Origin of the sequence: Enterobacter cloacae complex sp. ESBL7, assembly GCF_041679625.1 — a bacterium.
GTDB classification, from domain to species: domain Bacteria; phylum Pseudomonadota; class Gammaproteobacteria; order Enterobacterales; family Enterobacteriaceae; genus Enterobacter; species Enterobacter asburiae_B.
Window position 1 is genome coordinate 23,215 of record NZ_JBGORN010000006.1, and the last position, 21,950, is coordinate 45,164.

13 protein-coding genes and 1 other RNA gene are annotated in these 21,950 nt (G+C 60.0%); 9 read left to right on the forward strand and 5 right to left on the reverse strand.

Annotated features, from left to right (window positions below; all coding sequences use genetic code 11):
- Window positions 1–47: 47 nt before the first annotated feature.
- Both recN and bamE read left to right on the forward strand, forming a co-directional pair.
- On the forward strand, window positions 48–1,709 hold the full coding sequence (recN, locus tag ACERY3_RS18330; RefSeq protein ID WP_373226215.1) for a DNA repair protein RecN: 1,662 nt from the start codon (window positions 48–50) through the stop codon (window positions 1,707–1,709).
- 138 nt (window positions 1,710–1,847) lie between these two features.
- Window positions 1,848–2,186 carry an outer membrane protein assembly factor BamE gene (bamE, locus tag ACERY3_RS18335; RefSeq protein ID WP_008502502.1) on the forward strand — a complete coding sequence of 113 codons (339 nt, stop codon included), beginning with the start codon at window positions 1,848–1,850 and terminating at the stop codon, window positions 2,184–2,186.
- 103 nt (window positions 2,187–2,289) lie between these two features.
- Here the strand turns inward: bamE and ACERY3_RS18340 are convergent, their stop codons facing one another.
- Complete coding sequence (locus ACERY3_RS18340; RefSeq protein ID WP_064673557.1) at window positions 2,290–2,577, reverse strand: RnfH family protein; 288 nt, start codon at window positions 2,575–2,577, stop codon at window positions 2,290–2,292.
- Window positions 2,567–3,004, reverse strand: coding sequence for a type II toxin-antitoxin system RatA family toxin (locus tag ACERY3_RS18345; RefSeq protein WP_024908332.1), 438 nt, complete (start codon window positions 3,002–3,004; stop codon window positions 2,567–2,569). The genes ACERY3_RS18340 and ACERY3_RS18345 overlap by 11 nt, the downstream gene beginning before the upstream one ends.
- A gap of 156 nt (window positions 3,005–3,160) precedes the next feature.
- On the opposite strand from ACERY3_RS18345, the gene smpB reads away from it, so the two are divergent.
- From smpB to ACERY3_RS18365, 4 genes are all read left to right on the forward strand, one after another.
- Window positions 3,161–3,643: an SsrA-binding protein SmpB gene (smpB, locus tag ACERY3_RS18350; protein WP_008502505.1), complete on the forward strand. Its 483-nt coding sequence runs from the start codon at window positions 3,161–3,163 to the stop codon at window positions 3,641–3,643.
- An 89-nt stretch (window positions 3,644–3,732) separates the two neighbouring features.
- Window positions 3,733–4,096: a transfer-messenger RNA gene (ssrA, locus tag ACERY3_RS18355) on the forward strand.
- Between the two features lie 416 nt (window positions 4,097–4,512).
- The gene (locus tag ACERY3_RS18360) at window positions 4,513–4,869 is read left to right on the forward strand and encodes a hypothetical protein (RefSeq protein ID WP_029740047.1); all 357 of its coding nucleotides are present in this window, start codon (window positions 4,513–4,515) and stop codon (window positions 4,867–4,869) included.
- A 174-nt stretch (window positions 4,870–5,043) separates the two neighbouring features.
- Window positions 5,044–5,601 carry a YceI family protein gene (locus ACERY3_RS18365; RefSeq protein ID WP_039263443.1) on the forward strand — a complete coding sequence of 186 codons (558 nt, stop codon included), beginning with the start codon at window positions 5,044–5,046 and terminating at the stop codon, window positions 5,599–5,601.
- Here ACERY3_RS18365 and ACERY3_RS18370 read toward each other — a convergent pair.
- Genes ACERY3_RS18370 through ACERY3_RS18380 form a run of 3 tightly spaced genes read right to left on the reverse strand, consistent with a single transcriptional unit; the run spans window position 5,593 to window position 7,446 of the window.
- A complete protein-coding gene (locus ACERY3_RS18370) occupies window positions 5,593–6,384 on the reverse strand; it encodes an anti-sigma factor (protein WP_058841112.1) in 792 nt (263 codons plus the stop codon). The two genes, ACERY3_RS18365 and ACERY3_RS18370, sit on opposite strands and share 9 nt — an antisense overlap.
- Entirely contained in the window at window positions 6,381–6,911 is a 531-nt protein-coding gene (locus tag ACERY3_RS18375) for an RNA polymerase sigma factor (RefSeq protein ID WP_081318797.1), read from the reverse strand. Before ACERY3_RS18375 ends, ACERY3_RS18370 begins: the two co-directional genes overlap by 4 nt.
- A gap of 7 nt (window positions 6,912–6,918) precedes the next feature.
- Window positions 6,919–7,446 (reverse strand): tetratricopeptide repeat protein, encoded by a 528-nt coding sequence (locus ACERY3_RS18380; RefSeq protein ID WP_033146334.1) that lies wholly within the window; start codon window positions 7,444–7,446, stop codon window positions 6,919–6,921.
- Window positions 7,447–8,207: 761 nt separating this feature from the next.
- Between ACERY3_RS18380 and ACERY3_RS18385 the strand changes: the two genes are divergently transcribed.
- From ACERY3_RS18385 to ACERY3_RS18395, 3 genes are all read left to right on the forward strand, one after another.
- Window positions 8,208–18,263: a BapA/Bap/LapF family large adhesin gene (locus ACERY3_RS18385; RefSeq protein WP_373226216.1), complete on the forward strand. Its 10,056-nt coding sequence runs from the start codon at window positions 8,208–8,210 to the stop codon at window positions 18,261–18,263.
- A gap of 80 nt (window positions 18,264–18,343) precedes the next feature.
- Window positions 18,344–19,747, forward strand: a complete 1,404-nt coding sequence (locus ACERY3_RS18390; RefSeq protein ID WP_373226217.1) for a TolC family outer membrane protein — start codon at window positions 18,344–18,346, stop codon at window positions 19,745–19,747.
- Window positions 19,744–21,942, forward strand: a complete 2,199-nt coding sequence (locus ACERY3_RS18395) for a type I secretion system permease/ATPase (protein ID WP_373226218.1) — start codon at window positions 19,744–19,746, stop codon at window positions 21,940–21,942. The genes ACERY3_RS18390 and ACERY3_RS18395 overlap by 4 nt, the downstream gene beginning before the upstream one ends.
- Window positions 21,943–21,950: the final 8 nt, after the last annotated feature.

A 21,950-nucleotide genomic window follows, 5' to 3' on the forward strand; every position in this document is an offset into this window, starting at 1 on the left:
ATACTGTATGAAAACACAGTTATGGTTTTTCATACAGGAAAACAATTATGCTGGCACAACTGACCATCAGCAACTTTGCCATTGTTCGTGAGCTTGAGATCGATTTCCACAGCGGCATGACGGCGATCACCGGGGAAACCGGTGCAGGTAAATCCATTGCCATTGATGCCCTCGGCTTGTGCCTTGGCGGCCGCGCAGAGGGCGATATGGTGCGCATGGGCGCAAACCGTGCCGACCTGTGCGCCCGTTTCTCCCTGAAAGACACCCCTGCCGCCCAGCGCTGGCTGGAACAGAACCAGCTTGAAGATGGACGTGAGTGTTTACTTCGCCGCGTGATCAGCAGCGACGGTCGTTCACGTGGCTTTATCAACGGCACGGCGGTTCCGCTCTCCCAGCTTCGCGAACTCGGCCAACTGCTTATCCAGATCCACGGTCAGCACGCGCACCAGCAACTCGTCAAACCTGAACAGCAGAAAGCGCTGCTCGATGGCTATGCGGGTGAGTACGCGCTTACTCAGCTTATGGCGGAGCACTATCGCCAGTGGCATCAGAGCTGCCGCGAGCTCGCCCAGCACCAGCAGCAAAGCCAGGAGCGCGCCGCACGTGCGGAGCTGCTGGCGTACCAGCTTAAAGAGCTGAACGAATTCAACCCGCAGCCGGGTGAGTTTGAGCAAATCGACGAAGAGTACAAACGTCTGGCGAACAGCGGCCACCTGCTCTCAACCAGCCAGAATGCGCTCAACCTGCTGGCGGACGGCGAAGACCTGAACCTGCAGAGCCAGCTGTATAACGTCCGCCAGCTCATTACCGAACTGGTCGGCATGGACAGCAAGCTTTCTGGCGTCCTGGATATGCTGGAAGAAGCGGCGATTCAGATCTCCGAAGCCAGTGACGAACTGCGCCACTACTGTGAACGTCTGGATCTCGACCCGAACCGTCTGTTTGAGCTGGAGCAGCGCATTTCCCGTCAAATTTCACTGGCGCGCAAGCACCACGTCACGCCGGAAGAGCTGCCAGGATTCTATCAGTCTCTGCTGGAAGAACAGCAGCAGCTTGACGATCAGGCTGACTCGCAGGAGACCCTCTCTCTCGCGGTGAACCTGCATCATGAACAGGCGCTGGCGACAGCGCAAAAGCTGCATGAAATCCGTCAGCATTACGCTCAGGAGCTAAGCCAGCACATCACCGACAGCATGCACACGCTGGCGATGCCGCACGGCATCTTCACCATCGATGTTCGCTTTGAAGAGAACCACCTGACGGCGGAAGGTGCGGACCGCATTGAGTTCCGCGTCACCACCAACCCGGGGCAGCCGCTGCAGGCTATCTCCAAAGTGGCCTCCGGTGGTGAACTTTCGCGTATTGCGCTGGCGATTCAGGTGATTACCGCGCGTAAAATGGAAACCCCGGCGCTGATTTTCGATGAAGTGGATGTCGGCATCAGCGGCCCAACGGCAGCGGTGGTGGGCAAACTGCTGCGCCAGCTAGGCGAATCAACGCAGGTGATGTGTGTCACCCACCTGCCGCAGGTCGCGGGCTGTGGTCATCATCACTTTATCGTCAGCAAAGAAACCGACGGTGAAATGACCGAAACGCACATGAAGCCGCTGGATAAACGTGCGCGTCTGCAGGAGCTGGCTCGCCTGCTCGGCGGCAGCGAAGTCACACGCAATACGCTCGCGAACGCGAAAGAACTGCTGGCGGCATAAACTTTTTCGGGATCTCAGGGTCATACAGAACAACAAAAACGCCGCCAGACCGGTTTCAAAGTGGGGCAAGGTCTATTATCATCGGCATATTACATATGAGCCGCGTTCTGCTCGGGCCCGAAAAGGAATCAAATCACTATGCGTTGTAAAATGCTGACCGCTGCCGCAGCGGTTCTTCTGATGTTGACCGCAGGCTGTTCCACTCTGGAGAAAGTGGTTTACCGTCCTGACATCAACCAGGGGAACTACCTTACCCCTAACGATGTGTCTAAAATCCGTGTGGGGATGACACAACAGCAGGTCGCTTATGCACTGGGAACCCCGATGATGTCCGATCCGTTCGGCACTAACACCTGGTTCTATGTATTCCGTCAGAAGCCGGGCCACGAAGATGCGACCCAGCAGACCCTGACGCTGACCTTCAGCAGCGCCGGTGTGTTGACCAACATCGACAACAAGCCTGCCCTGACCAAGTAATCAGAACTCAGAAATGCAAAAAGGTGCTCATTGAGCACCTTTTTTGTTCTTCTTTTATCCCCTCGCCCCTTTGGGGAGAGGGTCAGGGTGAGGGGAAAACACGCTACTTACCCGATTTCTCCGCACGCTGACGTCGCAGCTCTTTCGGGTCAGCAATCAGCGGGCGATAAATCTCAACCCGGTCGCCCTCTTTCAGCACATCACCCAGCTTCACCGGACGGCTATAAATCCCGACCTTATTTTTCGCCAGGTCGATATCGCTGCGAAGTTCGAGGATGCCGGACGCGCGGATAGCCACCTCAACGGTTGCCCCCTCTTCCAGCGTCACGCGCTGCAGATACTGCTTCTCCGGCAGCGCATACACTACTTCTACAGCAATCTTATGCGACACTGTAAACCTCTTTGGCGCGGGTGGTGAACGCCTGAACCATATTCGAGGCCAGCTCTTTAAAGATGCGGCCAAACGCCAGCTCAATCAGCTTATTGGTAAATTCAAAGTCCAGCTGGAACTCGATGCGACAGGCGTCAGCGCTCAGCGGCGTAAACTTCCAGCCCCCCATCAGGGTTTTAAACGGACCATCCACCAGATGCATCAAAATACTCTGATTGCTGGTCAGCGTATTGCGGGTGGTGAACGTCTTGCTGATCCCCGCTTTGGAGACATCCACCGCCGCAGTCATCTGCGTCGGGCCGGACTCCAGAACGCGGCTCCCGGTGCACCCCGGAATAAATTCTGGATAAGACTGAACGTCGTTCACTAACTGATACATTTGTTCCGCGCTGTAAGGCACAAGCGCAGTACGGCTAATCTGAGGCATAGCATTTCCCATGGTCACACAACGGACAAATAATAACATTTATCACCTGTTAAAAAAACGCTAAGCCTCATCTCGTGCTAAGATAGCGCGTTAGACCTCACAGGACGCAATGAGGTGACTTTTTGAAATCAGATTACCGACGGCTTTACGACACTTATGACGAAGAAAAAAGCACATAAACCAGGCTCGGCGACCATTGCGCTCAACAAGCGTGCTCGCCACGAGTATTTCATTGAAGAAGAATTCGAAGCTGGCCTTGCGTTGCAGGGCTGGGAAGTAAAATCGCTGCGCGCCGGGAAAGCCAACATCGGCGATAGCTACGTGATCCTGAAAGATGGCGAAGCCTTCCTGTTCGGCGCGAACTTTACGCCGCTGACCGTCGCCTCCTCACACTACGTGTGTGACCCAACGCGCACCCGCAAGCTGCTGCTGAACAAGCGTGAGCTGGAATCCCTCTACGGACGCATCAACCGTGAAGGTTTCACCGTGGTAGCCCTGTCGCTGTACTGGAAAAACGCATGGTGCAAAGTGAAAGTTGGCGTCGCAAAAGGTAAAAAACAGCACGACAAACGTACTGACCTGAAAGAGCGCGAGTGGCAGCTTGATAAAGCGCGCATCATGAAAAACGCAGGACGTTGATTCTGCACACTTATTGTACTATTCAATAAGTTAGCGTTCCGGGCTGGTATCCAGGAAGTGAAATCTGGTATACTTAGTCCAACACTATTGGGGCTGATTCTGGATTCGACGGGATTTGCGAAACCCAAGGTGCATGCCGAGGGGCGGTTTGCCTCGTTAAAAGCCGCAAAAAAATAGTCGCAAACGACGAAAACTACGCTTTAGCAGCTTAATAACCTGCTCTGAGCCCTCTCTCCCTAGCTTCCGCTCTTAAGACGGGGATCAAAGAGAGGTCAAACCCAAAAGAGATCGCGTGGAAGCCCTGCCTGGGGTTGAAGCGTTAAAACTAATCAGGCTAGTTCGTTAGTGGCGTGTCTGTCCGCAGCTGGCGTGCGAATGTAAAGACAAACTAAGCATGTAGTACCGAGGATGTAGAAATTTCGGACGCGGGTTCAACTCCCGCCAGCTCCACCAAAATTCTCCATCGGTGATTACCAGAGTCATCCGATGAAGTCCTAAGAGCCCGCACGGCGCAAGCCTTGCGGGCTTTTTTGTGCCCCATTCCCACAGTTCCGTCCATCCCTTTGACAAACATCAACCCCCTTCCCGCATCTCCTGTGCAAAATTACCCACACCACCCAGCGCTACGGAATAGCCGCTCAACCCGGAAGGAACCCCACCATGTACAGACCCATAACCGTTATTATCTTCATTCTCCTGACTCTCGCCGCCCTTGCTGAAATAGGCTTTTTATCCTTTGGATAATCCTCAGGCGAAATATCCCTCATCAGGGCACATTGATCTCATTACAGTTTTTTCCTAAAGCCATCCCGTTTCGCCTGTGCCATGCTGAATCACGCTCATAACCGATAACGTTAAATGAGGATATTATGAAAAAAACAATTATCGCATTATCTGCCGTTCTGCTGGCTTCCCCAGTATTTGCTGCGACCACACATGCAACTGACGATACCGTCGCTGCGGCGAACGCAAACGCCAACGAGGCGAAGCAAAAACTGCACGAAGAGCAGAACAAAGGTGAAGAGCTGAAGCTGAAACAGAAGCATGCTGCAGAAGGTAAAAGCGAGAGCCTGGGCAGCAAGGTCAGCGAAGATTCCCAGAAAGCCTGGCATAAAACCAAACAAGGCACCGAGAAAGGGTGGGATGCCACCAAAGAAGGCGCTGAGAAAGGCTGGAACAAAACCAAAGAAGGTGCCAGCGAGCTGGAAAAGAAAGTCACTGAATAATCCCTTCGAAAGGCCGCGCAAGCGGCCTTTTTTATTCCCCGCAGCTCTGCGTTCTCAAGGCTACACTTGTCACCAGGTCCGGTTATCGCGCTCCGGTTGAAATAACGTCAACAAAGCCGAATAGATCCCGGGGGTGACGCGTTTACTCCCTGCCCCCCTAAAAGAGATCCTGAGATGCTGCGACGCCTGGTGATAGTGCTTGTTTTGATTTGTCCGTGGGCGACGGCTGCCCCGAAGAGCTACATAATTGACGCCAATAACACCGCCATTCGGCTGTCGTGGCATGCCTTCGGCGGCATCCTCTCCTGGGCGACGTTCAGCGGCGTGACGGGCGCCGTGACGCTCAACCCGGAAAACGACGTCGACGACCATATTCACGTCACTATTCCCGTAGCGACTCTCGTAGCCTCAAACAAGCTGCTCACCTGGCAGCTGAAAAGCGATATGTTTTTTGAATCCGAGCGCTACCCGACGATCGAGTTCATCAGCTCTCGCGTGGTCGCCCAGGGCGACGGGCGGTTCAGGGTGTTCGGCACGCTGACCGTACGAAACATCGCCCGCCCGGTGATCCTGGAGGCTGTCGTGAAAGACCCGCAAGCGCAGGCCCTCACGCTGGATGCCACGACGGCGATCTCGCGCGCGGCCTACGGGATGGATAAGTTTGCGCTGGTCGTGGACGATCGTATTGCCATCGCTATTGCCATTCAGACGAACGACGTGCCGTCATCCTGAGATGAGGCGCTGTAGCTGCTCCGCGTTTCCCCGCAGGTGAGACGGCGGGTTGCGGCCAATCAGGACAAACTGGTAGCCCGCCTCCTGCCACCACGCCAGGTTCATGCCGTGCCGCTGCTCCTGGCGCAGAGAGGCCATAGTCTTCTCATCTACAGGAGAGATACAGAGCGCCATCGGGCCGTAGTCGGCGTTGATCCAGGCAATCTGCGCGATCGAGGTGGTTTCATAGCGCAGCATTCGCACCATTTTCAGCTCTGCCCCCTGCAGGACAAGCTGCGACATGTGCAGCTTGATGCCGATGTCCTGCGCGGCTCGTTCCAGCCCGCGCTGCAGGACCGGCGTTGCGCTGTCCATATCCAGCAGCGTCTCAACGCTATACAGGGACATATATTGCGCTTCGAGGTCGCGAATATGAGCGTTCTCATCCGCTGGCGCGGAAGCGGGCCGCAGCAGGTAGTCCAGCCCGGATCCGACCATCAAAAAACTGACCGACGCGGCGATCAGCGCCCGCCTGCTGACGCCAGCCGGCGTGGAGGATTGTGGATCGGGAAGTGCCGCCAGACGCGCCTGCATTGCCTCAAGTGGCGCCTCATCCAGCATGTGGGCAAACGCCCCGGCGAAATCCTGGCTGCTTTTCATCAGTTCGTTAGTTCGCCCGGAGAGGCGTTCGTCACTTTTCAACTGTTCTTCAAATTGCTGCGCGTCGACGCGGCACATCTCGCCATCTATCCATGCCACGATAGCGTCGTCGTTATAGGGCGGTGCAAAACGGTGCGAGTTCAAGAGCGTTTCTCCTTTGCCGGAGGCAGTGCGTCAGCGGATCTGGCAAGCCGAGCCCGCGCCGTCGCCAGCCGGCTCATCACGGTACCGACAGGCACCGCCAGAGTGTCCGCCGCCTCCTGGTAGGTAAAGCCTTCGACATAAACCAAAAATACCGCGTTGCGCTGGGCTTCAGGCAGCGCGTTGACGCGCTGCATCACCTTCATGTAATGCAGGCGCGTCTCATCCTGTTCGCGGGTATCCGGCGCCAGAAGCTCGTCGCTGGCCACAAATCCCTGCCCCTGACGCACGTGTCGTGCCCGAAGCTCAGAGATCCAGATGGAGTGCAGTATCGCGAACAGCCACCTGTCGATGCGCGTGCCCGGCGTATACTGGCTGCTCCTTTCAAGCGCACGCACGCAGGTGGACTGAACCAGCTCTTCGGCGATATCCCTGTTTCGCGACAGCACCAGCCCATAGCGCCAGAGACGCGGCAGGTGTGCGGCTAACTGTTGACGAACCTCACTGGTAGCGATGTGTTTTCCCTCCACGAGAAAATCAGGATTCCGGATGTCCGTTGATGGCGGCCTGCAGGTCACGGTACTCCTCGCAGGACTGGCCACAAATACCGGCAATCACCTTCAGCTGTTCTTTCGCGAGGTCAGGACGTCCTTTTACCATCCACGCTTCACCGAGGTATTCCCGGGCTTTGGCATAATCCGGTGCGATAGCCAGCGCGCGCTGGTAGTAACCAATCCCTTCGTCCGTGCGGCCAAGCTTGCGCGTGGCGAACCCGCGATAGTTCCACGCTTCAGCCGTATTGCCATTTTTCAGCGAATCAAGCAGGTTCAGCGCCGCCTGGTACTCGCCTTTCTTCGCGAGATGGTACGCATAGTTGGTTTTGTCCTGGTCGCTGAGGCTGCTGCTTTTGTCCGGCACGCATTTCTGGGTGGCGCTGTCATACACCTGTCCGGAAGGACAATCGGGCGTTTTGCTCTCGGTACTATTATTGCCCATTGCCAGCGCCAGGGGGGACAGCAGGGAAAAAATCAGCACCGGGATCAAACGAAACGAGATCGTGTTCATATAAAGCTCCAGGGTAAGAAGGAAGTGACGTCAGTAAACGCCCGACTGACGATTTTTATTCATTCTCCCCGTGAATTTTTTGCTGTCGCAAAATCATGCTGACGTCGTAGCACCAATGGAAATAAATCAGGTTATTTTACCCTTTACTTAACGCTATTATTTTCGCGTGATAGCAGAGTTTTAAGCCTGCATAAGAATATATTTTATTGTGTGAGTGACATAATATATCTTATATCAAAAACGTTACCCTAACTTAAATGCATATTAAGCGCGCTTAAACAATAACGTTTTATATTATATTAAAAATGTCCCCTACCAATTATCATACTGCGTAAATCATATTCAGAATCAACGTCACAGGTTAAAACTAAAATGATATAAAACAAAAGGTTGAGCCAAGTAAATTATTAACCACCCCAATACATTAATGCCCTCTTCATTGTTTTGGCACTTATTTACGAAAGCTTAATTTGCACAACCTTCGTTTTCTGTCTATATCATTTTTATATTCTAAAAAATAATTCCTCTATTAATTACAGGGTTTTACACGATACAAAACACCCATAAAAATTGTTCACTTTTATAAGTCATTAGATTCGCTCTGATGTTGCCACTCTGAATTCTGGCGGGCATCGTGCGCGCTAAAAACAACGGTCAGTGCTGCGTAATAACAGCGACTGCGCCGGGGGCGCCCTTTACCTTCTGCAGAGATGGCTCGTCTTGCTCGCCGTTCATGACACATCTGCTGGAGTAATGCCTAAATGAGCCAAATCTCTGTTATATCGAAACTTACTGGCGTGGAAACGACCACGGAAGGCACACAGGTTACCCTGAGCCATTCCTCTATCGTTGAGCTTAATGTCGAGCGAGCGAGCGTCTCCCACTTCGCGCGAAACGGTAACGATCTGCTGGTTACGCTGCACTCCGGCGAGGTGATCACCCTTAAAAACTTCTACGTCACGGACGCGCAGGGCGTCAGCCAGCTGGTACTGCAGGACAGCAACGGCGCATTATGGTGGATTGAAGATCCGACCGGAGCCGCCACGTACGAATCTATCGCGTCCACGGACGTGCTGCTTGCGGCCTCCGGGAGCGACGCCGGCGGTGCCGCCATCTGGCCATGGGCACTGGGCGGCATTGCCGCCGCGGGCGGCATCGCGGCGGCGGCAAGCACCGGCGGCGGTGATAGTGGCGGCAGTAACAATTCGGCCAATGCGGATACGACAGCACCGAACGCGCCTTCCGGCCTTAAGTTCTCTTCAGATGGCAAAACCGTCACCGGTACCGCAGAACCCGGCAGTACCATCACGCTGAGAGACGCGAACGGCAACGTCATTGGCACAGGAAAAACGGGCAGCGACGGCAGCTTTACCGTCTCTCTCGGCGCACCGTTGACCAACGGCGAGCAGGTGACCGCCACCGCCACGGATAACGCCGGGAATACCAGCCCGGGCACAACGCTCAACGCGCCGGACACCACCGCGCCCGATGCGCCAGCAATCACCAGCGTAACGGATGATATCGCCCCGCAGACGGGAGCAGTCAGCAACGGCGGCAGCACCAACGATCAGCGCCCGCAGCTTACCGGCACCGGCGAAGCGGGCTCGACCGTGACGATTTATGACGGCGGGGTCGCCATTGGTACAGCGGTCGTCGCCAGCAACGGCACCTGGACCTTTACCCCGTCGGTTGATCTGAGCGAAAGCACTCACCAGATTACCGTGCGGGCAACCGACGCCGCCGGCAACACCGGGCCAGCGTCGCCGGTGTTTACCCTTACAGTGGATCTTACTCCGCCGGACGCGCCGAGCGCGATTGTGCTGACCGACGATACGGGCCTTATCAAGGGAACCATCACGTCTGTCGCGCCAACCGATGCTTCACTGCCCATCCTCGCGGGAACCGGCGAGCCCGGCGGAACCATCACCATCTACGATAACGGCGTGGTGGTTGGCACAACGACGGTATTGCCCAACGGCACCTGGAGCGTCACGCCGAACGGCCCGCTTCCGGACGGGACACACTCTATAACCGTCACTGAAACCGATGCCGCCGGAAACCTGAGCGCGACCTCAGAGCCCGTCATCTTCACCGTGGACACCACGCCGCCGTCTGCCCCGGGTAATCTCGTGGTGTCGAATGATGGCGGCACCATCAGCGGCATCGCGGAAGCTGGCAGCACGGTGACCATCCGTGAAGGCAATGTCACCCTTGGCACTGTTGTTGCCGACAGCGAAGGGAACTTTAGCCTGACGCTGACCCCGCCGAAGCTCAACGGCGAAATCCTGACCGCTGACGCCACCGACACGGCGGGCAACACGGGGCCCGCAACCTCCGCTGCGTCACCGGATATTACCCCACCGCAGACGCCAATTATCGTGTCGGTGATGGATGACGTGCAGGCCACCACCGGCCCCGTGGGCCAGAACGGCCTCACCAACGACCGGGCCCCGACCGTCAACGGGACGGGCGAAGCGGGCTCGACCATCACGATTTATAACGGCAGCGATGTCCTCGGTACGACGGTTGTTCCCTCCTCCGGCCTGTGGAGCTTTACGCCGCCCGCACCGCTGACCGATGGCACCTGGGTGCTGACCGCGAAGGCGACGGATCCCGCCGGTAACCCGAGCGGGTTATCAGACCCGTGGACAATTAACGTCGACGGCACGGCACCCGGCGCCCCGGTGATTTCACAAGTTGTGGACGATGTTCCCGGTCGCACCGGCTCGCTCGACATTTATGAGACCACTAACGACGCCACCCCGACACTCAGCGGTACCGCCGAAGCAAACGCGACGGTCACCGTGCGCGTGGACGGTGTTGCTATTGGTACGACCGTCGCGAATGGTCTTGGCGTATGGATCTTTACGCCTTCCTCGCCGATCGGTGAGGGTCCGCACGCCCTGACCGCCGTCGCGACCGATGCGGCAGGTAACACCAGCGGCGTCTCCAACACCTGGACTCTGACGATTGACAGCGTCGCGCCTGCCGCCCCGGTCATTACCCAGGTGCTGGATGATGTGCCGGAACGCCTCGGCGCGCTCAACCCCAACGACAGCACCAACGACACCACGCCGACGCTCAACGGCACGGCTGAGCCTGGCTCAAGCGTCACCATCCGCCTGGATGGCACCGATCTTTTCACGGTCCTGGTCGACGACAACGGCACGTGGACCTATACCCTCACCACGCCTCTTGGCAGCGGGCCTCATACCTTTACCGTTGTCGCCACCGATGCGGCGGGTAACACCAGCCAGCCGTCAGGTGGCTTCACCCTGACCGTCGATACCACGCCGCCTGGGGCGGCAACCATCGCCACCGTGACCGATGACGTCGGCGGCGTTCAGGGCACGCTCATCAGCGGCGATACCACGGATGACACCAAACCGCTGCTGCAGGGCACCGCCCCGGCTGATGCGGCGATCACCGTCTATGACGGCGCCACCCTGCTCGGTACCGCCACCCTCGACGGCAGCGGAGGCTGGAGCTTTACGCCCGTAACCCCGCTCACCGACGGCCCGCATTCCCTGACGGTTCACGCCACGGATGCCGCAGGCAATACCACCATCTCCAGCCCGTTTGTGTTGACGGTAGATACCGTCGCGCCTGCCACGCCGGACGTCCCGGCCATCACCGTCAATCCTGACGGAACAGCTACAACGCTAAACCCGGGCGAAACCACCCGCGACACCACGCCAACCCTGAGCGGTACCGGCACGGCGGGCGATACCGTGACGATCTACAACAACGGCGCCAAAATCGGCGACGCTGTCGTGGACAGTACCGGCAGCTGGTCGTGGACGCCATCACCCCCACTGTCCGGCGGTACCTATGACATCACCCTGACCGTCACCAACGTGGACGGCACGGGCAACGAAAGCGCCCCGTCGCAGCCGGTAACCATCACCATTGATACCGAAGCGCCGGCTACGCCTGCGGCACCGACCGTCACCGACAGCGTCACCCAGATCACCGGCCCCGTTCCCGATGGCGGAACCACCAACGATCCGCGCCCGGTCCTGAGCGGCACCGGTACGCCGAACGACGTCATCAACATCACTGACACCGTCAACGGCATATCGACCGTCGTGGGCACCGTCACGGTAGACAGCAGCGGCAACTGGAGCTGGCGCCCTGGCAGCGACATTGCCGAGGGCAGCCACGCCTATACCGCCACCGCCACCGATGAAGCGGGCAACGTCTCTGACCCTTCTCCAGCGATTACCATCATCGTGGATACCCTGGCGCCGGCTACGCCGGTGATTAGTGCAGTGGGCGGTGAGCCGAACGGTGGCTACATCACGGATACCACACCGACAGTGGGCGGAACCGGCGTTAACGGTGAGACGGTGATCGTCTACAACAACGGCGTCGAAGCGGGCCGTGTCGTGGTGGCTAACGGGGAATGGAACCTGACGCTTCCAACGCAAACGGACGGTCCGCTCAACATTACCGTGGCGGGCGTGGACGCAGCGGGCAACCTCAGCGCGCCGAGTTCGGTCTTTACCGTTACCCTCGATACCGTTGCGCCAGAGGTCCCCGTCATTAACGCCGTAGCTGACAGCCAGCTGTCAAATAACGTGCTCTACACGAAGGACGGCACGCCAACCCTTACCGGGACCGGTGAACCCGGTACCACGGTTATCGTTTCCGTAGACGGCACGCCATCTACGGTGCTGGTGACGGTCCAGCCGGGCGGCACCTGGAGCTGGACTGCCGACACGACGCTGCCGGATGGCCCGCATACCTTCACCGTCTCTTCCCGCGACCCCGCGGGTAATCTCTCAGGCAGTTCAGCGCCGCTGAGCGTGACGGTAGATACCGTCGCCCCGGCAGATCCGGGCAACATGCTGCTGGCTGATGAAGGAACACCGCTGACCGGTACCGGTGACGTGGGAAGCATCATTACCGTGACAAACGGTTCCACGGTCATTGGTACCGGCGTTGTCGGCAGCGACGGCAGTTTCTCCATTGCGCTGAGCCCGGCGCAGCTGGATCCGACCACGCTAACCGTGACCGCTACGGATGCCGCAGGGAATGCCAGCGCGGGCGTGCCTTTTGTCGTCGTCGATTCACCGCTCGACCTGCCGCAGGTGCCCGTCATCACGGCGATCGTCGATAACGCAGACCCGATTACTGGCGATGTGAAAGGCAAAACCACTAATGACACCACGCCAACGCTTACCGGTACGGCCGAAGCGGGCAGCCTCATAACCATCTATCAGGACGGTAGCGCGACGCCATTGACGACGGTGACCGCCGACGGCAGCGGCAACTGGAGCTATACGCCAGCCGCGCTTGGCGAGGGGCTGCACACCTTTGAGGTAACGGCGACCCTCAACGGCCAGACCAGCGGCCGCTCTCCGGCGGCCAGCGTCACCGTCGACCTCACAGCACCGGGCACGCCGGCTATCGGCGCGGTGATTGACGACGTCGGTCCGGGCACCGGCCCGCTGACCAGCGGCCAGACCACCAACGACAACCAGCCGACCCTCACCGGCACCGGCGCGGTGGGCGATACCATCTCCATCTACAACAACGGCGTGCTGCTGGGGACCGCGGAGGTCGGCAATACGGGCACCTGGAGCTACACCACGCCCGTCCTGACTGAAGGCAACCATATCCTGACCATCCGCGAGACCGATCCGGCGGGGAATCAGAGCGGTCCTTCGGCGGGCTTCACCGTCGTGGTGGACTCCGTTTCCGCCACGCCGGTCATCACCAACGTCACGGATAACGTCGGTAACGCCGCCACCACGGTGGTCAGCGGCACCGAGACGAACGACGCCACGCCAACCCTTTCGGGCACAGCGGACGCAAACAGCGTGGTGACCATTTTCGACGGCGGCACGCAGATTGCCGTGGTAACGGCTGACGGCACCGGCGCGTGGACGTTTACTCCTGACACCGCGCTCGGCGAAGGCTCGCACAGCTTCACCGTCCGGGCGACCGATCCGCTGGGCAACGTCAGCGCGGTCTCAGCTCCCTGGAGCGTGGTGGTTGACCTGACGGCACCGACGGTTCCGACGCTGGATAATGTGAGCGACAACGTCCCTGGCGGCGTCCAGGGTAACCTCACCAGCGGCCAGGTGACCAACGACAGCACCCCGACCATCAGCGGCACCGGGCAGGCGGGCAGCACGATTCACATCATGAATAACGGCACGCAGATTGGCACGACGATCGTTGACGGCAGCGGGAACTGGTCCTTTACGCCGACCGCGCCGCTGGGCGACGGCAGCTACTCCCTGCGCGCGTATGCAACGGATACCGCAGGCAACGCCTCGGCTAACTCATCGGTCTTCACCTTTACCATTGATACCGCAGCTCCCGGCGTACCGGTGGTGACCAGCGTGATTGACGACGTCGGTCCGGTCACCGGGGCGCTCACGTCGGGTAACAGCACCAACGACGCGCGCCCAACCTTCAACGGTACGGGCGAGGTGGGTTCTACCGTGCACGTGATCGTTGATGGCAACGAAATTGGCACTGCGGTGGTGAATGCCCAGGGCATCTGGACCTTCACCCCGGGTACCGATCTGGGCGAAGGTCCACACGCCATCACCTTCAATGCCACCGACGTGGCTGGCAATACCGGCAGCACGACGACACCGTTTAACCTGACGGTGGATACGGGCGTGCCGTCGGCGCCGGTCATTTCGACCGCGGGTGACAACGCGGGCAGCATTCAAACTTCGCTCTCTTCCGGGCAGAGCACCGACGACACCACGCCGACGCTAAACGGCACCGCGACCGCCAACGCCACGGTCACCGTGTATGAGAACGGGCAGCCGGTCGGCACCGTTCAGGCGGACGGTACCGGCGCATGGAGCTTTACGCCGTCAACGCCGCTGACCAACGGCAGCCATACCTGGACCGCCACGGTCACCGATGCAGCGGGCAACGTCAGCCTGAACTCGCCGGACTTTACCCTGATTGTGGATACCACCGCACCGAACGCGCCGGTTATCAGCCAGGCGATAGACGACGTGGGCACCATCACCGGCCCGCTTACGTCCGGGCAAACAACCGACGATACGGTACCGCGCCTTGTCGGAACCAGCGAACCGTTTGCCACCGTGAAGATCTATGAGGGAACTACCCTTGTCGGAACGGGCACCGCGGATGGCAACGGAAGCTGGAGTATCTTGCTCAACACCACGCTGACCGCTGGCGCGCACAGCTTCACCGCGCAGGCGACGGATGCGGCAGGCAACACCAGCGTGTCGTCCACCAGCTTTAGCCTCACCGTCGACACCACGCCGCCTGCGCTGCCGGTGCTGACCAGCATTCTGGATGACGTGGGCAATGCGGCGACGCCGGTGGCGAACGGCGGGTTCACCAACGACGCGCAGCCAACCCTCAGCGGTACGGCGGAAGCCGGGTCGACGGTGAAAATCTTCGATAACGGCGTACAAATCGGCAGCGTGACGGCGACCGGCGGGGCGTGGAGCTTTACGCCATCCCCGGCGCTGGGCAACGGTCCGCACAATTTAACCTTTACCGCCACCGATGCGGTGGGCAACGCCAGCGCGCCGACCGCCGGGTACGTGATTAACGTCGATACCCTCGCGCCGGGCGCGCCGACCATCATTTCAGTGATTGATGACGTCGGCAGCGTTACCGGCCCGGTGACCGGTACGAATCCGACCAACGACACGCGCCCAACGCTGAGCGGGACGGCCGAAGCGAATGCCACGGTGCGGATCTACGATGGCATCACGCTGGTGGGCACGGTGACCGCCGACGGCAGCGGCAACTGGACCCTGCCGCAAACCACCACGCTGGCGCAAGGCACGCATAACTTCACCGCCACGGCCACCGATGCGGCGGGCAACACCAGCGTGGCGTCAGCCGTGACGACGATTATCGTCGATACGACCGCTCCAACGGCGCCGACCGGGACCTTCAACGCCGACGGTAGCGTCCTGACCGGGACTGCGGAAGCAGGCAGCACCGTCGCGATCCGCCTTGCGGACGGCTCGACGGTGACCGCCATTGCGGGCAGCAACGGCACCTACACCTACACCTTCATTAACAAACAGACCGAAGGCCAGACGCTGCAGATCACCGCCACCGACGCCGCGGGCAACACCTCGCTGCCGGGCTCCGCCCTTGCGCCGGTGGTGCCGCTCTCCGCCAGCAATAACGTCGAAGAGCTGAACCTCAGCACCACGGCAACCGTGACCAACAGCCAGTACAGCGATTACGGCTTCCTGCTGGTTGGCGCCGTGGGCAACGTCCTGACGCTGCTGGGCAATGATACGGCCCAGGTCAACTTCACGGTGGGCAGCGGCGGCAGTGCGGATATCGTGGTGAACGCCAACGCCACGGGTGCGGTGCTCTCTCTGCTCAACACCCTTGAGCTGGTGGTTCAGCATTACGTCAACGGCGCCTGGACCACCGTGGTGGATACCGGCCAACCGCAGTTTGCCGATCTCCTGACCCTCGGCGCAACCGGCGTATCGCTGAACCTGACCGGGCTGGCCGACGGCAACTATCGCGTGCTCAGCTACAACACCAACCTGCTGGCAACCGGCTCCTACACCAGCCTCGACGTGGCGGTGAAAGAGACCGGTCCGGGTACGGTCACGGGCGATACCAGCCTCAACGGCAACGTGATCCTCGATACGGACCCGACAGCCGGCAGCGACAACGCGCCGGCCGGAACCACCGTTTCCGCAGTCACTAACGCCCAGGGCGTCACCACCAGCGTGAACGCCGACGGCACGGTGATCCAGGGCAAATACGGTACGCTGACCATCAACCGCGACGGCAGCTACACCTACAACCTGACCGACACCAGCGCCGCGGTCGTTGGCCGGACGGAGAACTTCACCTACACCATCACCCATAACGGCGTCAGCGCGTCGGCGCAGCTGGTGTTGTCTCTGGGTGCCGGTACGGTAATCAACGGCATTGTGGCGGTGGACGATACGGCCTCGCTGACCTTTGACACCACCGTGAGCGAGATTAATAACGGCGCCTCGTCTCAGAACGGTTTTACCCTGGTGGGCATTAATCTCGGCAGCACGCTGGGGCTTAACCTGCTGGACGACATGACCAACCCGATTATCTACAACGTGGAGGAAGGCACGACCCGCACCATGACCATCCAGGCCTCCGTGGGCGGCGTGGCGCTGGCGTCGGTGTTCGATCTGTACGTCTATAAGTTCAACAACGCCACCCAGACCTTCGAGCAGGTTCGCGTCGAGTCGGGCTGGCTGCGCGCTCCGCTGCTGGGAGGCTCGTCATCCCAGCTGACGCTGAATCTGCCGGCCGGGGAGTACCTGTTCTTACTCAATACCGCATCGGGGATCGCCGTCCTGACGGGCTACACGCTGAGCGTCCTGCAGGATCATGTCTACAGCGTGGCGAGCATCAGCGAAACCACCACGGGCGACGTGCTGGCGAATGACCCAGTTCCTCCAGGCACGTTGGTCACCGAAGTGAACGGCGTGGCGGTCAACAGCAGTGGAACCACCACCATTCAGGGGGAATACGGCACGCTGACCATCAATTCGTCCGGACAGTACACCTACACCCTGAGAAGCGGCGTGGGAGCGGACCATATCAGCACGCCGGATACCTTCGTCTACACCGTTACCGCGCCTGACGGCTCGAAGGATACGGCATCGCTCAACATCACCCCAACCCCCCGGGCGATGGATGCGGTGAACGATGTCAGCGCCACGATGGACCTCACCTCGGTGCACCACACGTCGGCATACTCGGATACGACCGTGGGCACCGCCAGCTGGACGACGGCCCTGCTCTCGTCAACCCAGGGCTCCGGCAGCGGAACCTTCGTGGTCGACGCGAACACCGCGCTGCACAACGTGTCGCTCCACTTTAACGTGGCCTCGCTGCTGGCGCTGGGCGGGCTGACGGTAAACTGGTCCATCAGCGACGGCTCGGGCGTGATCCGCAGCGGCTCCTTCAGCGGCGGCTCACTGCTGGGCGGCAGTATCGACATCCCGCTCACCGGGCTGGATCTGAACGCCGGGACCTATACGCTGAACTTTACCGGTAGCGTACCGGGGCTGAGCGTGGGGAACATTACCATTACGCCAAGCGTGAACGGCACCACCTACTCGCTGAGTGATTTCGACGTCACCGGCAGCCACACCGTCAACGGCAATATCTTTGACGGTACCGATTCTGGCGGCGTGCTGGATCAGCTCCACTCGGTGGATACCCGTCTGAGCGTGACCGGGTACAACGGCGTGACCACCACGCTGGATCCGTATACCGGCAGCGCAACGGTGAACATCACCGGCCATTACGGCGTCCTGGCGATCGGCGCTGACGGCCATTACACCTATACCCTCAACAGCGGGGTATCGCTCTCATCCATGACGTCGAAGGAGACCTTCAACTACACCCTGACCGACGCTACCGGGAGAACGGACAGCGCCACGCTGACCATCAATATGGCGCCGCAGTTCATCAGCTCGGAACATAACGACGCCATCACCGGTACGGCCTACGGCGATACGCTGATTTACCAGGTGCTGAACAGTACCGTGGGGAATGCTACGGCAGGTAACGTCAGCAGCACCGCGGGCGATCACTGGACCGGCTTCTCGCTGGCGCAGGGGGACAAAATCGACATCGGCGATCTGCTGGTGGGCTGGAACGGTAGCGCCGCGACGCTGGGGAATTATCTCCATGTCACTAATAGTAATGGCAATACCGTGATCTCCATCGACCGTGACGGTGCGGGAGGCACCTACACTAATACCACGCTCGTTACGCTTGATGGCGTTCAGACCACCTACGACGAGCTTGTTAACCAGCAACACATCATTACCTGATAGCACCTGCAAGAGATGACCCGGGCGCACAGCGCCCGGGCATAAATAATAAAGCCGTATTTTTTTAATAGGGACATGACATGGGAATAAAGATGCCTCACTGGTGGCTCTCGTGCTGCCTGATATCTGTGCCCGCTCTTTGCGCGAACCCGGCGGCAATCATCAATACCGGACAGCTTCGCGAAACGCAGGAACTCCCCTCGCTCAATGGCCGCGTCGCACCTGCGGCTGGCAAAGCCGCCCCCGGTTCGCTGCAGCTTGGCGATGCCGTTAACCGCGCCGTCACCTGGCACCCGGCCATCAGCGAAGCCGTGGGGAAACTCTACCAGCAGAGCGAAGAGGTGGACGTCGCTAAATCAAAATACTATCCGCAGATTAATGCCGGCGTGGACAACGGTTATTCCCATGACGGCGACCAGAACGGCTTTACCCCGTCGCTGGTGCTCTCTCTCTCACAGATGCTCTACGACTTTGGCAAAGTGGACAGCCAGGTGCGGGCCGAGAGCGCGGGCGTTGCCCAGCAGCAGGCCAACGTGCTGGTGAGTATCGACACCATCGCCCACGATACCGCCATCGCCATGGTGCAGGTGCAAACCTGGCAGCAGATGGTCGAGACCGCTAAAGAGCAGCTCGACGCCCTCTCCTCCATTGGCACGCTGACCCGCCAGCGTAACGACGAAGGGGCCACGTCGCTCTCTGACGTGGTGCAGACCGATGCCCGTATCGAAGGCGCGCGCGCCCAGCTGATGCAGTACCAGGCCAGCCTGGACAGCGCCCGCGCCACGCTGATGAGCTTTCTCGGCTGGAACAGCCTGAACGCCATCAGCAATGACTTTCCGCAAAAGCTGGGCCGGAGCTGCGACATCGCCGAGCCGGATGACCGTCTGGTTCCCGCGGTACTTGCCGCCTGGGCGCAGGCTAACGTCGCCCAGGCTAACCTCGACTACGCCGACGCGCAGATGACGCCAACCGTCTCGCTGGAGCCGGAGGTGCGTCACTACATGAACGATCGCTACGCGGGGAGCGAAACCCGCGATCGCACCCAGTATTCCGCATGGGTGAAAGTGCAGATGCCGCTCTACCAGGGCGGCGGCCTCACCGCCCGGCGTAACGCTGCCGGACACGCGGTGGAGGCGGCGCAGTCCACCGTTCAGCGTACGCGCCTTGACGTCCGCCAGAAGCTGCTGGAAGCCCGCAGCCAGGTGATGAGCCTGCAAAGCACGCTGCAAATCCAGGGTCGCCAGGAAGCCCTCAGCGCCCGCACCCGCGAACTGTACCAGCAGCAGTATCTCGATCTCGGCTCGCGCCCGCTGCTCGACGTGCTCAACGCCGAGCAGGAGGTCTACCAGGCGCGCTTCACCCAGCAGCAGACCCTCGGTCAGCTGCACCAGCTGCAGCTCAACTGCCTGTATAACACCGGGCAGCTGCGTCATGCGTTCGATCTTGATAACCGCACCATCCAGACCGTGGAGATCCAGCCATGAAGCAACGCGAAATCCCGCAGGGCGAAACGATGACGGATGAGGCGCTGGCGCAGTGGGCGCAGGCCTTCGGCTTTGTCGCCACGCGCTACCGCGTGGCCTGCTCGCCCGGCGCGCTGATCGCAGGCGCACCGTGGCTGAAAGGCAAACCGATGGTGCCCGCCCTCACCCAGCTGGCCCGCGAAGCGGGGCTGTCGTTTCAGCTTCTTACCGACGATCGGCAGGCGATCAACAGCTGGCGTCTGCCGGTGGTGGTGGCGATGCATGACGGCAGGATCGGCGTGATCGAGCATTTCGACGGGGACGATACGCTGGAGATCAGCTTCTTCGACGATGAGACCTACACCAACCGGCTGTCGATGACGGCGATGTTGCCCGCTATCCGCCACGTTATTGCCCTGCGTCCACTCGCCGCGCTGAAGGACAGCCGCGTGGATGCCTATATCTCAAAATACCGCCCGGACTGGCTCTACCGGCTGGTGATGCGCGACCTGCGCCCCTACAGCTGGGTCATGCTGGCCGCCCTCTTTATCAACGTGCTGTCGCTCTCCGGGATCGTCTTTTCCATGCAGGTCTATGACCGGGTGATCCCCGCGCAGTCCTACCCGACGCTTTACGTCCTGACCATCGGGGTGCTGATTGCCACCCTGTTTGGCTTTGTGCTGCGCGTGGCGCGCGGGCACATTATGGATCTGCTCGGCAAGCGCTCGGACATGCGCGTTTCGGATCGCGTCTTCGGCCACGCGCTGCGGCTGCGCAACAGCGCGATCCCCCGCTCCACCGGCAGCTTTATCTCTCAGCTGCGCGAGCTGGAGCAGATCCGTGAGATGGTCACCTCGTCCACCATTTCGACCATTGTCGACCTGCCGTTCTTTCTCCTGTTCGTGGTGGTGCTGGCGATCATCGCCCCGCAGCTGGCGTGGATCGCCCCGGTCGCGGCGGTGATCATGGTCCTGCCCGGCCTGCTGCTGCAGAAGAAGCTGGCGGAGCTGGCAAAGCAGTCGGCCCATGAATCGACCCTGCGCAACGCGGTGCTGGTGGAGAGCGTGCAGGGGCTGGAGGACATCAAGCTGATGCAGGCGGAAAACCGCTTTTTGCAGCAGTGGAACAGCTATATCCAGATCACCGCGGAATCCGGCCTGCGCACCCGCGAGCTGACGCAGAACCTGATTAGCTGGGGGATGACCATTCAGAGCCTGGTCTACGCCGGGGTGATTGTGGTCGGCGCCCCGATGGTGATCGACGGCACCCTCACCACCGGTTCGGTGGTCGCCGCGTCGATGCTGGCCTCCCGCATGATCGCCCCGATGGCGACGCTGTGCGGCGTGCTGGCGCGCTGGCAGCAGGTCAAAGCGGCAAAAGAAGGGCTGGACAGCATCATGCAGCTTCCCACCGAAAATCAGCGCGAGGAGACGCCGATCCGCCAGGACGTGCTGCGCGGTCATTACCTCTTCGAGCAGGCGCAGTTCCGCTATCAGCCGGACGATCCGCGCATGGCGCTGCGCATTAACCGGCTGGAGATCAGACCGGGTGAGAAAGTGGCGATCCTCGGGCGCAACGGCGCGGGCAAATCGACCCTGCTGCAGGCCATGGCGGGCGGAATGGATCTGGCGGCCGGCGAGCTGCGGCTTGATAACTTCAGCCTGCCGCATCTCGACGTCGCCGACGTCCGGCGCAACGTCGGCTTTATGACCCAGAACGCGCGGCTGTTTTACGGCACCCTGCGCGAAAACATCACCCTCGGCATGCCGCGCGCCACCGACGAAGAGATTTTCGAGGCGCTGGAGCTGACCGGCGCGGCAGGCTTCGTGCAGAAGCTGCCCAAGGGGCTGGACTATCCGATCATGGAAAACGGCGTGGGGTTATCCGGCGGGCAACGCCAGTCGATTCTGCTGGCGCGGATGCTGCTGCGCGATCCGAATATTGTGCTAATGGATGAACCCACCGCCTCGCTGGACGAGCACACCGAGCGGGAATTCATCCAGCGTCTGGGCGACTGGCTCGGGCATCGCACCCTGATTGTCGCCACGCATCGCGTACCGGTGCTGGAACTGGTGGAGCGCGTCGTGGTGTTAAAAGAGGGGATGCTGGTGATGGACGCGCCAAAAGCCCAGGCGCTGAACAACAGCCGTATGCAGCAGCAACAGCAGCAGGCAGCAACCGGACGGGAGTGGAAAAATGAAAATCAGTCAGCGTGACGTGGCGG